Here is a 16,704-nt window from a genome sequence, read left to right as displayed (position 1 = left end):
TTATTTTGGAGGTTTACAATGAGAATTGAAATATTAGGTCAAGAAATGGAATTGAATATAAGTAATCAAGTTAACGGTACCAAGACAATAAGTGTCTTACCTTGGCCGGATAGTCGAGATGATTTTTTAAAAGGAGTGGATGTAATAGACATAGAGAGTTTGAAAATTTTGTGGAGTAAAAGATACTTCGGAATATCTCATAGAACAAAAATGTTTAAGGTGCTCTATAACACATTTGTTGATACATATCAGAATAAGTCCAACATAGATGATGAATTAACTCTTCAGACATTATACTGTGACATGATATTACGCTTAGGTACTATACTAGAGGATTTCGCTGGTATGTGTAGCGCTTGTAGAGAATTTAACTTAAATAAAACTAGCATTGCGGAATATTTTCTTGCTTACACAGATCCAATGGCGTTCTTTAACAGTATTAGTGCTAGCGGTGGGCGTAGGAAAATAAAACAGATTTTTCGCATGGCTGAATCAAAAGGACACTTAAATAGTATATTCAAACATTTAACGGATGATGAAAAAGAGCTATTGTGGAAGGGTATTAGTGTAACAACTGATACTATCTTTGATTCTATGAAAGGAATTAGTGAAGCTATTCGTCGAGAAACTACCAATTCAGTAACATATTACGATATGTATAATAAACTAAAACATGGTTTCGCTCCAATATATCCTTTTTTGCTACCTGTACCGTATGAACTGGAGCTTGTTCCTAACGAAATGAAAAACGAGGAAGTATTGAAGGAGTATCTTATAAGTGGAATTACAATAATGCATGATAAACTCTCTGGACAGCGATCAAGAGAAGAGTCTGAGAAGTTCAATACATGTCATCTGGCTACTCCAACATTTACCCTTGATTTGGTTACTAAGGATTCAACGGATAATATGCTTGCAATAATAGAGGAAATTGAAAAATTATACAGACGTCTTGTGGATACGTATCTTTTGTATGCACAAGGTAATAAGCGCATTAGCATGTTAGTCAGGGAGGGGGAATTATCAGAAGAGGAGGGAAATAAAATACTTTCTATTATAGACGATGAATTGAGATATTATGAGTAAAGTTAAGGTTAATTTCATAAATAGCTAACTGAATTGAATGATTGGGGATGTGATTAAATGGAAAGTGAGATAAATCCAAATAATATACATGCTATAATTACGGATGTATGGAGCATGGTGAAAATAAAAATTGAAAGTGGATACCCACTCTCAAGTGAAAAGTCCCTTGTCTTTCTATTCTCGTATTGTCTCATAAAATATATTGATCCTAATGTAGAATTAGTGGTTGATTTTGAATCGCAGCCTTACAATGATCTTCAAGGTAAAAGTAAATATCTAGATCTTATAATATATACGAATGAAGTATACAAAGTAGCAATTGAATTTAAACTACCCAAGAAAAGTACTAATGGTAGCTCGAATCAAACAGACACAAGACTTAGTCTATATAGAGATGTTGCTCGTCTGAACTACCTTGTTACTAAAGGGATCAATGAAATCAAAATAGGTATAATTATATTTGCTTGTAATGAAAGTTCATATTTAAACAATAAGGATCTAAAAAAGCAGGCAACTATTAATTATAAAACAAGAGAAGGTTATGTGTTTGATAGTAGAATACTTTCCTCAGAGTTGATAGATGAAATTCCACTTCCAACACTGCCTATAAACTTTAATTGGGATCCTACGTATTTTGATGAGAAAAATGGTTACAAACAGATATCTGGGAAATTCGCCTATTTAAACCCGATATTTATTGGGTAACAACTAAAAATATTTTCTGTAGGAAGTTTAAATAGCCTTTACCCTAATGTCTTAATAATTTGATTTGTGCAAACATCCCGTCCGTTCCTGTAGACGGACTGTAGTCAAAAGTGCTAAAAGACACTAAAACAGAAAATTAGTACTTAACATTTTCTGAAATATTTTCGTTAAAAATTCATAAGTAATAAGGGTTGATTAAAAGCAGTTAATTATATTTAATTCTAGTTAAAACATAGGAGACAGGGGTTCGACTCCCCTCGCCTCCATTAGTAGTATCAGTGACAGCCACCATTTGGTGGCTGTTTTTGTATATCAATCTATTATTCTGGTAATACTAATTACAATATTAATAGATTTGGAGTGAGGACATTGACCTTAATGACTATTAAGAAGGATAACTATATTCACATTTCAGATTATAAGAATTTAGTTAGAGAAATAGTCAGGGGAGGATCGTTGTTTTCGTTATTCAAATTTTAAACTGAAATGATACGAAAGTTAACTGCTGATAATGGAGCAGACTTCACACAGCAGAGAATTGTTGACTTTTTGAGTATATTAAAAGAAGTAGCTGATGATTGCTTGTTATGCAATAAGTGCAATCAAACATATAAATTTAGGATTTGTACCGGACTAAGTTATAAAAAAGACAATGCAATTGAGTTAACTTGTGAAGGGTGTGGCGATTGTTACACTCATTCTGAGGAGCGAAGTCATTTCACCTATTTTAACTTTGAAGTATGGAGAGAAGTAGATAATTTAAGGAAGCAATCTAGGGGATTTACTATAAGCTATCGACTTAGTAGTTCACCTGAGAGAGCACTTCTTTTTATAAACGATAATAAAGAGATACATCCTGAAATATGGATTAATGGTCATCGAGTTTTTCAAGCAAAGGAAGTGAAAAATTACTGGAATTACTCAAAAGAGCTAATTAAAAAATGGAAAAAGAATGAGGAAATACAAGCGAAATATACACGAAAAGAAAATGGAACAATTTATGAATTAGATGAAAGAAAAAATGGATAAATATTTTAGCTATATAATACCATCAATCAGTGTTCTGATTGGTGGTATTCAGTTTGTGATATAATAGGGATAATTTAAAACTGGAGGGTGACTGAGAATGTTTACAAATCGAAAACAACTCCAAGAAATTTTAATCAAAGCAAGTCAACATGCACGGAAACAAGCTAAAGAATCAGGTGCCTCTATTTATTATATAAAGAATAACAAACGCGTTCGTGAGGATGCTGCGGGTAATAAATTCGAAATTATATTTGATGCTACTGGGAAACGCCAGGAGTTTGAGTATCATGAGTGAAACCAGACCAGTCATGACGGTGTTTGCTGGAACCAATGGAGCAGGGAAAAGTACACTCAGTATGCAAATGAGAGAGTGGCTTGGTGAACTGGTTGATCCGGATCAAATTGCAAGAGAGTTGAAGCCAGAGAATCCGCGCAGTGCTGACCTGTCTGCTGGCAGGGAAGCTGTGAAAAGAATCCGATCTCTCATTAAAAGTGGTATAAACTTCGCTATTGAAACGACATTGTCCGGATCATTTGTTTTAAAACATATGGAAATAGCAAAACAAAACAGTTACGAAATTGTCGTATACTATATCGGTCTTGAGGATGTTCAAATGCATATAGATCGTGTAGCCTCTCGTGTTGAACAAGGTGGACATTGGATTGCAGAAGAAGACATTCGTTATCGATATGGTGAGTCATTGAAGAACCTTAAACCGGCTCTAGCTATCGCAGATCAGGTTATCATTATTGATAATACATACGAGCCTTTAATTGTTGCGGAAATCATACAGAGTGATTTGATCTATTGTGTTGAGCCCATACCTGCTTGGGCTAATCCTGTTCTTAAGGGTTACTGATACTTGGGTGACATCAAAACGGTGACTACACCCGTAGAAGCTTATGTGTCGTTATCTTCGGACAGGGTTTCGACTCCCCTCGCCTCAAATCCACAACTTGTAGCTTAAAGATGACGTGACTCCATATATTCCTTGTAGACGAGTACCTTTTCTTCGTAATTACCAATCAACTTCATGATTTCAAGAAGATTACGTCTGGAGATGTGGTCCTTAAGTCAGAAAGCAGTTGTTGCAGATATTCTTCTGTAATGACTGCTTTTTCTTTTACCTAATGGACTTCTAACAACTTCGTTTCCATTTCAACCTTTTGCTGCTCTAATGCCCCTGAATTTCAAGAATGATAGGTTTATTAAACCACTAGATATTGCACTTAGAATGTTCTCGTTCTGAAATTCTACACCTACTAAACTTTTGGACAGGTGCCGTTTTGAATAGTAAGAGATACAGGGGGAGTTAGTTTGAGGAATACTCGAAAAAACAGTAGTGACTGAGTGGCTTGTTTATGTGACTCATTGCAAATTTTAATAAGTATGCCTCCAGACAGAAGAGCATGATCGCAGGTGCGATCAAAGGTTAGATTAGAGAGCAGGTGAAGTTGTGATCTCTTGACTAGACCGCGGCGTATAGACATGGAATAATAAGGGGGATGTAGCCAGTCAGTTGCAGAGAGGGGTCATTATTTATGGGCAATATCGCGATGGTAGAGCAGGAGTCTGTTCGGGAAAAAGTTGTGGCGTTCACGTTTGATGATGGGCCGCATCCGGTGTATACACCTCAAATACTTGAGATTTTCAGCGCTGTCGGTGGGCGGGCGACGTTTTTCATGATTGGCCAAGAGATAGAGGCTCACCCGGAGATTGCGGCAGAGGTGCACCGTGAAGGGCATGAAATCGCCAACCATACTTATACGCATCCGGATCTGACCAAGTTGACGCTGGAGGAAGCCGGGAAGGAGCTGCAACGCGCAGAAAATCTTGTCCAAGAAGTCACGGGGCAACCTGCCCGCAGCTTCCGACCGCCCTATTTTGGAGTAAATGATGATATACTGTCTCTGGCGGCGGAGAGCGGATATCGCACGATTAGTGCGGTCAACGGTGATGCGAGAGATTGGGACAATCCCGGCGTTGAGCACATTCTGGAGCATACCCGGTCTGCGGTGAAACCAGGCAACGTGCTCATATTCCATGACGGGTACGGGGAACGTTCCCAGACGGTGGAGGCGGTTCGTATACTGGTGGATGAGCTGGTCGCGGAGGGGTACCGTTTGGTGACAGTAAGTGAGTTGCTGGACATTTCTCGTGAGCATGATGAAAAGACGACATAATCAAGTGGGCCCATCATTCTTTGAATGAAAGGGTCTTTTTTTAATATATAATGCATAGGAAGAACGGAGCGGAAGCACAAACTTTGCTTACCACCTTAATCTACTTTATAATAATAGGCTAAACTAGACTATGTCAGGAGGAAACAATGGACTTTATTAGAAATCAACTAGAGGGAATGGGCATGAGTGAGCCATCCATTGGATATCTTTCGAATATAATTATGGTTATTTTCATAGCGGTGATCTCGGTGGTGGCGAATTTTATAGCCAAAAAGATTGTGCTGAAGACGATCAACCATATCGTTAACAACAATCGGTACAAGTGGGGCAACATCATTGTGGAGAAAAAATTATTCCACAAGCTGTCGCATCTCGTGCCGGCGATTATCATCTATTACTCAGCTTATATTTTCCCGTCCTATCAGGCTTTGATTGAAAAGGCTGCCATGACATACATGATCGTTATCATGATTACGGTGCTCAACGCACTGCTGAATGTCTTCGATGATATCTATCGTTCCTATGAAGTGTCGAAGATTCGCCCAATCAAGAGTTACATTCAGGTAGCCAAGATCGTCTTGTTCATCATTGGTGGAATTATCGTCATCTCCAGCCTGATTGGACAAAATCCGCTTATTATCCTGAGTGGACTTGGTGCGTTATCGGCTGTACTGATGCTGGTTTTCAAGGATTCCATATTGGGTCTGGTAGCCGGCGTTCAACTCTCTTCTAATGACATGGTGCGGGTCGGTGACTGGATTGAAATGCCCAAATATAATGCAGACGGTGATGTCATCGACATTACATTGAACACAGTGAAAGTGATGAATTTTGATAAAACGATTACGATGATTCCAAGCTACGCCCTCATTTCGGACTCGTTCCGGAACTGGAGAGGCATGCAGGTCTCTGGTGGCAGACGGATTAAGCGAAGTGTCTATATCGATATCAGCAGTATTCGTTTTTGTACGGAAGAGATGGTAGCGGAATTTGAGAAAATTCACTACTTGAGCGATTATGTTTCCGCAAAATTGAAGGAAATTCAAGCATATAACATGGAGCACCAGGTGAATATGGAAAGCAATGTGAACGGAAGACAGCTGACGAACGTCGGTGTATTCCGGGAATATATCCATCAATATTTGAGAAATCATCCGAAAATCAATAAGGATATGACGATGATTGTGAGACAACTAGCACCGGAAGATCGCGGACTACCCCTTGAAATCTACGCATTCAGCAATGATATTAACTGGGGTGTGTATGAGAATGTGCAAGCAGATATCTTTGACCACATTTTTGCGGTTGCGCAAACCTTTGGACTGCGTGCATTCCAGAATCCAACCGGGCATGATATTGTGCAACTGAAAGAGGATAAACAATTTGCACGAGAGTATTAGGATTTTTTTTCGAAAATGGATGCGATAAAACTATTTCATAGTAATCCATTACGAATGATATGGTATCATAACAGCTCTACCTTTTTGAATATATCGTTTCAATTCATAAGCCGTTAACCCATCTAGGTTGAGGGCTTTTTGTCTGTGATATAATAGGCATATTTTAAAAGAGAGAAGTGGGGGGAACGTGTATGGATTGGGAAGCCCATATCGAACGGTGGAGCCGAACTGCCGTTAGATTGCTGGATATTCGGCATTATCGTGCGGAGCATGGAACGGTTCCTGCTCACTATGTGTCGCATACCAACTTTTTCTTAATCATTACTCATGGAGAGGCTAGGGTGAGCATATCGGGCGAGGTCTACCAGACCCGTTCATCTTACATATTACATGGGGGAGCAGATGCTGAGCTGAGTATTGTGCCGCTGGGTCAGGACTTTGCCTGCTATCTGATTTTATATACAGCGGAGTGTGCATCCCTGGTAGATCGGGAGAGCTTTCAGGTGACGTATGGGTTTGCCCCTTATGCAGTACTCCCTGTCCAGGAAAAGTGTGAAGCTATGAACCGTTTGTGGCAAGAACCCGCTTCCATAGACAAGTTACAGGCGCAGTCGGTCTTTCTTCCATTGGTGTACGAAGTCATGCGGCAACAGATTAAGACATCGGCCAAAAAGGAAAGCGGCAGGCCCAACATCGTCACTGAGGCAATCCACTATATTCACGATCACTATAGCGAGCCGATTACAGCCGAGGAACTAGCCAAGAGATACCATTGCAGCGCCAGCTATTTATCCCGTTTGTTCAAAAACCAGATTGGACTAGGACCCATTGAATATCTTATTCATATGCGCGTTCACAAATCAAAGCAGTACCTTCTAAGGTCCGAGGCCCGTATCCAGGAAATCGCGAGCAACGTAGGTTATGCAGATGTGTATTATTTCAGTCGCTTGTTCAAAAAGCATACCGGATTATCGCCACTTCAGTTTCGTGCGGAACATCATCAAAAGATCCAGGTTCAGTATAATCCATTACGCGGGTTAGAATCGTCTATTGTAACCCTTAACTCCGGTTCTCATAATGAGAATGAGACTTATTATCAACGGATTAGGGAAGGGGACACATCCATGTTTAGATTTTCACGACCGGCCTTTGGGGCGATGATGTTATTATGTTCATCCTTGCTTCTAAGTGCATGCCAGACAAGCAGTACTCCAGGAGCAGCGGCTTCCCAGCCAGCTTCATCAGATACGACTACTGCTGTAACTACAGACAGCGCAGCTACGGAAACGCGGATGTATAAACATCTGAAAGGCGAAACCGAGATTCCTGTGAATCCACAGCGAGTCGTCAGCTTCTATCACTTGGGTGAGTTAATGGCGCTTGGGGTGAAGCCGGTTGGCACAACGACATATATTTTAGATAATCCACATATTAGTGACAAAACAGGGATTACCGATGTTGGCGTTCCGCCGGATGCGGAGAAAATTTTGTCCCTGCAACCCGACTTGATTGTAACAACGCCTACATTTGCCGAGCTCACGGAGGGCGGATATGAAGCGCTGAGTAAGATTGCTCCAACCATTGTGATCGAGCAGAACAATGAACCCATCAAAGATATAGAGATGTTTGGGGATATTCTCGGAAAACAGGAAGAAGCGAAGCAGTGGAATGAGAAGTTTACAGCCAAAATTGCAGAGTACAAAGCCAAAATCAGCCCTTATGTTCGTGCGGATGAAACGTTCTCTATATTAAACGTACGTCCAGATGCTCTTTTTGTATACGGAGATACCAATATGGGGGGCAACATTATTTATAAATATCTTGGGTTGAAGCCAGCGGCCAAGGTAGAGTCGGACGTCATTCACGGAGAAACGTGGGAGATTTCGACCGAGGTCATTCCCGAGTTTATCGGTGACCGTCTGTTCCTGGCCGTGAATGAGGGAGCTGAGGACAAACTCAAGGATGTGCAAAAGTTGATCGATGCCTCACCAGCCGGGAAAGCGGGTCACGTGTACTCCATTAACTTTGATCAGTTCCTTCCGAGTGACCCTATTGCGGTAGAGAAACAGTTAGACATCATTACAGATTTAATTGTAGGAGATGGAAAATAAGTTTATATGTCTGTGATAGGTCCACCGAGTTGAAGTCTTATTGGATAGCTTAGATGTAGAGGGGTTCCATTGATTCAAGCCGGCGTGAAGGGGTAGAATAACGAGAGGACGATCAATTTCTTACAGTCTAATCTCGGGACGAAAATCTAACCTTTTGGCAAAGGAGAGTTCTCACATGAATCATCACATTCCGGAATATACATTGAACGATGGCTTGAAAGTACCTGCAATTGGATTTGGTACCTATAGTTTAAAAGGTGAAGAAGGCGTTAAATCGATCGCATCCGCGATGGATGTGGGTTATCGGTTAATTGATACGGCATATAACTATGAGAATGAGGCAACAGTGGGCAAAGCAATCAAGCAGAGCTCCGTCGCCAGAGAAGAACTGCTGATTTCCTCGAAGCTACCGGGGCGCTATCACACTCATGATAAAGCACTCGTGGCGATTCAGGAATCCCTGTATAGAGCCGACCTGGATTATTACGACCTCTACCTAATTCACTGGCCTAATCCCAAAAAGGATGTGTACGTGGAGGCATGGCAGGCTCTAATTGAAGCGAAAAAACGCGGATATATCCGATCCATTGGAGTGAGCAATTTCCTGCCCGAGCATAATGAACGCCTGATTAAGGAGACGGGGGTAGCGCCGAGTCTGAATCAGATTGAGTTGCATCCGAAGAATTTTAAGGCCAACGTAACCACTGGCTAAATTGGTTGCTGTATAATCTATCATCTGTGATCAGAAACTCCTGTGAATAAACATGGTAAAGCCTGCTGTCTCTACCGATGTTGTTCCGGGGGTGTTTTTGTACATTCAGGGATAGGGAGTATAGTAAAAAGAAAAAGAGTGCCCCTATCATGAATGAAAGGAAGCACCCGTAATATGAACGGCTATGGCTACATAACTTACCGATAAATGTACCCGCTACGCTCTTGGAATTCGGAAGGTTAGAATCTCGTACGGTTTGATATCAAAAGAAATCCGATCATTTTCCACGATGCATTCCGCTTCGTTATTTTCCAACAGATCACAGGCATATGCCGTAGCACTTGATACTTCAGCCAGTTGAAGGGAAGCCCGACTGCGGCGGCCATGAGCTTCGTAGACTCGGATGATCATATCATCGTTGTTCTCGGCTTTTTTGATAACCTCTAACACGACATTCTCCTGATCAACCGATGCGAGTGACCACACCCCAGGTAGCGTGCCGGTTTGCGATGCAATCTCACGGGCAACCAAAGGACGGTTGATATCGTAAGCAGCTTGGATGACACGTCCCTCACGGAAGTCTCCTTTGTGCGGATAGAGGGAGTATGTGAATACATGCTGTTCTTTGTCGGCGTTCTCATTGGGATACGTAGCGCTCTTGATCAGCGACAGTCGCATTACCGAGTTATGAATATCATATCCGTATTTGCAGTCATTCAGGAGAGCAGCACCGTACCCGTTCTCCGCCAGATCGGCCCACTTCTGTCCGCATACTTCAAACCGGGCTTGATCCCAGCTCGTATTACGGTGGGTAGCACGCTCAACGTTGCCGTACTGGATTTCGTAGACTGCTTTCTCACTCCAGATATCGAGCGGGAAGGCGGCTTTCAGCAGCAAATGTTCCTGCTTCCAGTCCACAAACGTACGGAAATCAATCCGGCGTGTATGCGCGTAGAAAATGATCGTTTGCTCAATGACCGAGTCCAGGAACTGTCGCTTCACTTGAAGCACAGAACGTACCGGCCCGCTTTCAACCCACTCCAGCGACTGCAAATCGCTGATCTCCCACATGTGCTCTTCATAATAATCGTCAATGTTCCATGCCTCGTATTCCGCAGGTCGATCCTCGAATACTTGCAGAACGTTGCCGCGTTTCCCAGGCTGGAGCAACTCACGGCCCTCTAATTTGTCCCAGACCGATACGAACTCGGCAGATTCATTCAGGTGAATATCATACCAAGGCGTCTGAATGTGGCGTTGTTCCGATTCCCACTGTGCAACCGACACGCCAGCACCCAGTTCGGTGGCTAGATCCGGCACGATCCGGAAGGTTTTATATCCCGATGCCGGTACATTTTCAGCCAGGAATACCAGTCCACCATCCGGTGTACGCTGGCTCGCTACAGGGCGATCTCCATCGTAGACGGTCACTTTTTTCGCAAAAGAAGGCAGTTCAACCACATCCGTCCGCTCGAAGCCGGTCGTGTTGAATACAACAATGGCTTCACCGTCAGACGTAATGCTGCTCACAATCCCGTTCAGGGCGCTGTTCTTCAGTTCATCCGTGACATGAATGACCTCTTCATATTGCTCTTTGGAGTCCACATAGACCTGCTCAATAGAGCTGCCGGGCAGAATGTCATGGAACTGATTCAGCATCGTCAGCTTCCATGCGTGCTCCAGTGCATCGGTCGGGTAGACCGCTTGTGCATCCGCTTCACGATGAATCATGGAATACAGCTCGGCATCGGCCAGCGCAAATTCGCTATGACGGTTAAACCGTTTGTTGCGGGCCATAGAAGTGTAGGTACCCCGGTGATACTCCAGATACAGCTCACCCGACCAGCGGGGAACGGAAGGAACATCCGCCAGATTTTGCTCCAACTTCTCGAAAAACTCGCGTACAAAGGTACGTTTCACCGCAGGTACACCCGGCAATCCGACATCAAGTCGTCTGCCATGCTCCAGCATCTCTTCGGTTGGTCCGCCGCCGCCATCTCCGAATCCGAAACATTGCAGGACATCTGCATTGATGTTTTTGTTTTGGTATCGCTGCCACGTGCCTTTTACTTGCGAAGCATTAAACCGTCCATTATAAGTTGTTTCGAAGCGACGCTGCCTGAAATCAGGATGTTTGTCATAGTCTGTTGCTGTGATAAAGTGGGTCAGGACCTCTGATCCGTCGATTCCTCTCCAGTACATCGTATCGTTCGGAATCTGGTTTGTATCATTCCAGGCAATTTTGGTTGTCATAAAATAATCAATGCCGCTCTTGCGCATAATCTGCGGCATCGCTGCACTATAACCAAATACATCTGGCAGCCAGAGCACACGGTTCTCCACGCCGAATTCTTCCTTGAAGAAACGTTTGCCGTAGATAATCTGACGGATCATGGATTCACCCGAAATCAGGTTACAATCGGCCTCCAGCCACATCGAACCTTCCGCTTCCCAGCGGCCTTCGGCCACCTTTTCCTTGATTTTCTCATATAGAGACGGGTAGTCTGCTTTCAGGTATGCATATAACTGGGGTTGCGAGGACATGAAAGTATACTCTGGGAACTTGTCCATTAGATACAATACACTCGCGAAGCTGCGAATGACCTTCTCCCGCGTCTGATCAAGTGTCCATAGCCATGCCACATCAATATGAGTATGACCGATACAGTGCACGGTAGGGATGTGATCACCAGCAGGGCGGATATCACCATAGACATGATCTTGCAGAGATTGGCGGGCTTCTAACACCGACGCATGAAAAGCAGTACTATTCTCTTGGCGCAAATCCAGTAGATTTACCGCCTTGTTCAGATGTTCAATCAGCTTCAGCCGCTCGAGATCGTCCTCACGCAGTAGATCCGCGGCATCGAGTGCAGCCTTAAGATCGTAATATAAATCCGTGACAGGCTGATGATGCTCGGCAATATATACATTCAGAAAAACATCCGCTGCCGAAGTACTACAGTACGCATATAGTGCCAGTTCGAATTCTTCACCTTTTACCGCAGCAGGTGTCAGGTCAATTTCCGTATGATTCACATCCAGACCGCAGATTAGTTCCCCATTGAGGAATGCCAGAAATTGCGGATTATCATAGTTCCAGATATCATCAGCACCGGTGACGATGGTACAAACAACTTTTTTTCCTTCCAGATGATCCGGAATTTGAATGCGGGTTTTGAAGCAGCTGTGTACATCTTTTCCACCCCAACCATCACCTTTACGGAATACGTTCCAGGAAGAAGGGTCCTCATGGACGAGCTCCCAGGAATGGTAACCACTTTCTTTATGATAAAGCTCCGGTATATATGTCTTTGAGGTCAGTCGTGCACGTTCCAAGTGTTTCACAATGGTATGGATCCGAGTATACAAGGAATTCATTTTCATGTTGGTTTCCCACCTTGGTTTGTAGTAAGTACAGGCTGTAGTCGTTGTTGGAGCGAGAATATTGCAAGCGCTAACATATTAACTTTATCATACCAAAAGAGAAATGGGCGAAACTACGTATTGTATGCTGAAAATAACGTCTTTTTATTGCATTTCATGCTAAAATAATCTCATTAGAATCGGGATAGGGGGCATGTCCATGACACCATCGATTTTGGCATACGAGCAGGGATATGCGGTCCATGTGAACGAGCCTGGAGATTCGCTTTTTTATTATCTGGATTATGATGAGCGCTCTCATGAACTGAATATGGAATTTCAGCATTTCCATGATTTCTATGAAATCTGTATTCTTCTGGATCGCACGGCTGCACACATCATAGAAGGCAGTTTGTACGAGATGCAGCCGTATGACATCGTGCTGCTGCGACCTTCTTTGCTGCATAAAACGCAATATCCGAAGGGTGCCCCGCCGAAACGATTGATGATCACCTTTGCCATGCCACGTAATACACCTGGTCTTGAGAGCGATTACAATGAGTTGTTTTCGATCTTTGATGAACCCATCCCGATATTCCGATTTACAGAAGAACTACGCCAGGCAGTATTGGCTCCTTTAAATGAAATCTTTGCTCTTTCACAGAATCCCTCCGTACTTCAATCGGTTGCAATTCATAGCAAATTCGTTGAGTTTCTCTGTACAATCCATCGATACTCAGCGGAGAATAGCTACGTTCGTGAAGAGACAGGTTCATCTATGGCGCAGCGGATGTATGCCATTGCATCGTATATTCACAGCCATTATCAGAATGAGTTGTCGCTTGAAGAGATCTCCAAACGGTTTTTCGTAAGTGCCCATCATTTATCACGTCAGTTTAATAAAGTCACAGGCTTTACGTTTACCGAGTATATTCAAATGACCCGAATTCGCAACGCCCAACAAATGCTACTGAACTCTAACCAAAAAATCACCGAGATTGCGGCACAGTGCGGCTTCGCCAGCTTCTCTCAATTCAATCGCATTTTCAATAAACTGAATGGCATGTCACCAAGCGCATATCGCCGAAGCAGACATTCACAGCATGAGTGTAAAGCGATGCTCATTAGCGGACGACCTGAGCGAGAATAGTTGGATGAATGGCGGAGTAGGGTTAGATTCACGGTTAATAAGGAGGGCTTATATGCAAGTAGGATAATTGAAATAAATTAGGAGGATTATGCAGAAATATATCGAATATCATCCATATATCATGAAAGAGCAGGAGGATTATAAATATGACATATCGTACTGATAGTACTCTCTGGAGGACGTCACTAGGAATAGAAAACTTATGGAATCCTAAAATGCATATAGACAGATTGAACACTTCACTAATAGCATTTGAGAAAAATGCTAGCCTTCTTGCTGGAGAAATAGCTAGGGACCTTCCTGATTTTACAGTACATGATGTAACTCACTTAAGTGCACTCTGGGAGATGGGCTCGTTAATAGCTGGAGATCAAATTCAATTAAATCCCGTAGAGGCATTTGTATTTGGAGGTTCCATTTTATTACATGATTTAGGAATGGCAGCGGCTGCCTATGTTGAAGGAACTGACAATTTAAAATCAGGTGTAGAATGGCAGGACACCATTGAATTAGTGTACAGAGAGTACATGAAAAAGATACCGACAGATGAGGAGAGAGCTAGCCCACCAGATCATATAACCAAGAGTGCTATTGAATATCGACTCAGGTCACTTCATGCTATTCATGCAGAGAAGTTGCTTGAAACAAAGTGGGAATCAAAGATCGGAAACACATATCAACTTCTAGAAGATATAGAATTACTTGATCATTTCGGAGAAGTTATAGGTAGGATAGCAGCAAGTCACTGGTGGGATATTGAGAAGTGTGGTAGAGAATTAGACATTATCTTATCGTCTCCCGTATCATTCCCACCAGATTGGACAGTCGATGTTTTAAAAATAGCTTGTTTATTAAGAGCTGCTGATGTAGCACATATTGATAATAGAAGAGCACCTGGATTCTTGTGGGCACTGAGAAATCCGAATGAAGATGCCCAACTTCATTGGAACTTTCAGAATAAATTGTCTAGGCCAATTATTAACAATGGTTTACTTACATACAATTCGACACGAGCCTTTACAGATAGAGAAATGGGTGCTTGGTGGTTGGCCTTTGACAATTTAAATATGATTGATAGTGAATTAAGGAAAATTGAACTTATGTTAAATGAGACTAACAGAGAGCCTTTTCAAGCTAAGGGAGTTAAAGGCGTTGAGCATCCAGACAGATTATCAAAACATGTTCGCGTATCAGGTTGGCTACCAGTAAACGCAAATGTGCATGTAAGCAATCTGCCTAAATTAGTAAAACAACTGGGTGGCGAGGCGTTGTACGGAAAAAATTCAATTGTACCGTTGAGGGAACTGATTCAGAATGCATGTGATGCTGTTGAAGCTAGAAGGAGAATTGAAGGTAGAGATGAAAATTGGGGAAGTGTGTATATACGAGTTGGAGAGGAAAGCAATGGAGACACATGGATTGAGATTGAAGATAACGGTATAGGAATGACAGAGCATGTACTCACAAATAAACTTTTAGATTTTGGCACTTCATATTGGGGTAGTAGTGCAATGATTGATGAACACCCAGGTTTATTATCAAAAGGTTACTCATCAATCGGTAAATTTGGTATTGGTTTCTTCTCAACTTTTATGCTTAGTGACAATGTTAAAATTACTTCGAGGTCTATCAGAAAAGGTCCTGAAGAAACAAATTCATTAATCTTTGGTAGTGGTTTAGCAAATAGACCAATTTTAATTAAAAATAAACCAGCCCAACAGTTTAAAGATGCAGGAACCAAAGTTCGAATATATTGCGATGTGGATAATTTGATTGATGAAATGTTTGAGGATTTTGTATTCAATAAAAATGAAGAATTTGCTCTTAGTAATCTTGAAAAGCTACATTTTGTTTGTAGACGGGTGGCACCTTGTGTAAATACAGATTTATATGTTCAGAAAGATAAAACAGAAGAAAAAATAGTTACTGCAAATGATTGGACTCAAATGACCGCAGATAAAATCTTATTAAGATTATCAGGTTTTTCTGAGGCTAATTGTCCTATGGATTTATTGGAACATATTAATACGATCAGTTCATTTTTTACTGATATTAGGGATAACAATGGAAAATTAGTTGGTAGGGCATGTATTACCCCTGATAATTATAAATTCGATCTTGGAATCTTAGTATGTGGAGGATTATATGTCAGCAGGATGCATCATATCTGTGGAGTATTTATAGGTGAGATAAGTAATGCTAGTAGATTAGTTGGAGTACCTACTATAGATGAAGCAAATCTAAAGAAATGGGTTAGTAATCAATCAAGATTGCATCAAGATTTGATGTCAAGTAGTACCCCGGATGATATATATGTATACAAAAAAATTGCTCAAATAATCTGTTGTCTGGGAGGTGATACAGGAGATTTACCAATATGTGAAACACTGACAGGGTATTTGTCTTACAATCAAGTGAGAGAAATGGATTGGACTGATACTGTGCACTTAATTAATTCCTTTAGAAAAAGCACATGTATCTTAGAGGATGATACTTTAAATCCAATATTTATTGATAGCAGTTATTATCATATATTAGAAGATTGGCCTTACAAGTGGAGTGAGCATAGAGATTTATCTTTAAGATCTCTTGTTATCAAGGCAGTATCGGAATCTTGGAATCAACCGTTTATGGAAGTTATAGAATATAGTGGTATCGATAAAGGAATAGATACAGGAGTTTGGTTAAGAGGTTCTGATGTTTACGGAAAAGCAGTAGATATTCATTCTGAGGTTTTAAAAAAACTTATAAGTTAGTCAAACCTTCATTTGGACTGACCCCATAACGTGAGACAAATCAAAACATCTTCAAAAGAATGAAACCTTTTCGTAAGATAAGGAGATCATCTTGGAGGTGTTTTTGTAATGGCAACCAGAGTAAGTGTGGAGTTAAAGATGAAAGCCATAGAAATGAGATTGGCAGTGGTAACGGTTTAAGAGGTTATGGATCAGCTTGGAATAT

11 protein-coding genes and 1 pseudogene are annotated in these 16,704 nt (G+C 41.7%); 11 read left to right on the top strand and 1 reads right to left on the bottom strand.

The features are described 5' to 3' along the window. Positions 1 to 18: 18 nt before the first annotated feature. The 9 genes and pseudogenes from OM416_RS27465 to OM416_RS27425 form a co-directional block, all read left to right on the top strand. On the top strand, positions 19 to 1,086 hold the full coding sequence (locus OM416_RS27465; RefSeq protein ID WP_264934839.1) for a hypothetical protein: 1,068 nt from the start codon (positions 19 to 21) through the stop codon (positions 1,084 to 1,086). Positions 1,087 to 1,143: 57 nt separating this feature from the next. Then, positions 1,144 to 1,791: a hypothetical protein gene (locus tag OM416_RS27460; protein ID WP_264934837.1), complete on the top strand. Its 648-nt coding sequence runs from the start codon at positions 1,144 to 1,146 to the stop codon at positions 1,789 to 1,791. 549 nt (positions 1,792 to 2,340) lie between these two features. Continuing rightward, the gene (locus OM416_RS27455) at positions 2,341 to 2,820 is read left to right on the top strand and encodes a hypothetical protein (RefSeq protein WP_264934835.1); all 480 of its coding nucleotides are present in this window, start codon (positions 2,341 to 2,343) and stop codon (positions 2,818 to 2,820) included. Positions 2,821 to 2,917: 97 nt separating this feature from the next. Continuing rightward, positions 2,918 to 3,115: a hypothetical protein gene (locus tag OM416_RS27450; protein WP_264934833.1), complete on the top strand. Its 198-nt coding sequence runs from the start codon at positions 2,918 to 2,920 to the stop codon at positions 3,113 to 3,115. Next, positions 3,108 to 3,680, top strand: a complete 573-nt coding sequence (locus tag OM416_RS27445; protein WP_264934831.1) for a zeta toxin family protein — start codon at positions 3,108 to 3,110, stop codon at positions 3,678 to 3,680. Before OM416_RS27450 ends, OM416_RS27445 begins: the two co-directional genes overlap by 8 nt. Positions 3,681 to 4,362: 682 nt before the next feature. Then, positions 4,363 to 5,004 (top strand): polysaccharide deacetylase family protein, encoded by a 642-nt coding sequence (locus OM416_RS27440; RefSeq protein WP_264934829.1) that lies wholly within the window; start codon positions 4,363 to 4,365, stop codon positions 5,002 to 5,004. A gap of 146 nt (positions 5,005 to 5,150) precedes the next feature. Next, a complete protein-coding gene (locus tag OM416_RS27435; RefSeq protein ID WP_264934827.1) occupies positions 5,151 to 6,404 on the top strand; it encodes a mechanosensitive ion channel family protein in 1,254 nt (417 codons plus the stop codon). A gap of 191 nt (positions 6,405 to 6,595) precedes the next feature. After that, positions 6,596 to 8,515: an AraC family transcriptional regulator gene (locus OM416_RS27430; RefSeq protein WP_264934825.1), complete on the top strand. Its 1,920-nt coding sequence runs from the start codon at positions 6,596 to 6,598 to the stop codon at positions 8,513 to 8,515. A gap of 175 nt (positions 8,516 to 8,690) precedes the next feature. Continuing rightward, positions 8,691 to 9,194 (top strand): annotated as a pseudogene (locus OM416_RS27425) (aldo/keto reductase); the annotation flags it as partial. 249 nt (positions 9,195 to 9,443) lie between these two features. Here the strand turns inward: OM416_RS27425 and OM416_RS27420 are convergent. Next, the gene (locus OM416_RS27420) at positions 9,444 to 12,614 is read right to left on the bottom strand and encodes an alpha-mannosidase (protein ID WP_264934823.1); all 3,171 of its coding nucleotides are present in this window, start codon (positions 12,612 to 12,614) and stop codon (positions 9,444 to 9,446) included. Between the two features lie 199 nt (positions 12,615 to 12,813). On the opposite strand from OM416_RS27420, the gene OM416_RS27415 reads away from it, so the two are divergent. After that, entirely contained in the window at positions 12,814 to 13,743 is a 930-nt protein-coding gene (locus OM416_RS27415; protein WP_264934821.1) for an AraC family transcriptional regulator, read from the top strand. A gap of 146 nt (positions 13,744 to 13,889) precedes the next feature. Then, positions 13,890 to 16,499 (top strand): ATP-binding protein, encoded by a 2,610-nt coding sequence (locus tag OM416_RS27410; RefSeq protein ID WP_264934819.1) that lies wholly within the window; start codon positions 13,890 to 13,892, stop codon positions 16,497 to 16,499. The last annotated feature ends 205 nt before the right edge of the window (positions 16,500 to 16,704 follow it).

The organism is Paenibacillus sp. LS1 (assembly GCF_026013365.1).
GTDB lineage: Bacteria > Bacillota > Bacilli > Paenibacillales > Paenibacillaceae > Paenibacillus.
This window is presented reverse-complemented; position numbering and strand designations above follow the sequence as displayed.

Coding starts and splice junctions, on each gene's coding strand:
- OM416_RS27465 (WP_264934839.1), top strand. CDS start 19: ATGAGAATTGAAATATTAGGTCAAGAAATGGAATTGAATATAAGTAAT.
- OM416_RS27460 (WP_264934837.1), top strand. CDS start 1,144: ATGGAAAGTGAGATAAATCCAAATAATATACATGCTATAATTACGGAT.
- OM416_RS27415 (WP_264934821.1), top strand. CDS start 12,814: ATGACACCATCGATTTTGGCATACGAGCAGGGATATGCGGTCCATGTG.
- OM416_RS27440 (WP_264934829.1), top strand. CDS start 4,363: ATGGGCAATATCGCGATGGTAGAGCAGGAGTCTGTTCGGGAAAAAGTT.
- OM416_RS27430 (WP_264934825.1), top strand. CDS start 6,596: ATGGATTGGGAAGCCCATATCGAACGGTGGAGCCGAACTGCCGTTAGA.
- OM416_RS27435 (WP_264934827.1), top strand. CDS start 5,151: ATGGACTTTATTAGAAATCAACTAGAGGGAATGGGCATGAGTGAGCCA.
- OM416_RS27410 (WP_264934819.1), top strand. CDS start 13,890: ATGACATATCGTACTGATAGTACTCTCTGGAGGACGTCACTAGGAATA.
- OM416_RS27450 (WP_264934833.1), top strand. CDS start 2,918: ATGTTTACAAATCGAAAACAACTCCAAGAAATTTTAATCAAAGCAAGT.
- OM416_RS27420 (WP_264934823.1), bottom strand. CDS start 12,614: ATGAAAATGAATTCCTTGTATACTCGGATCCATACCATTGTGAAACAC.
- OM416_RS27445 (WP_264934831.1), top strand. CDS start 3,108: ATGAGTGAAACCAGACCAGTCATGACGGTGTTTGCTGGAACCAATGGA.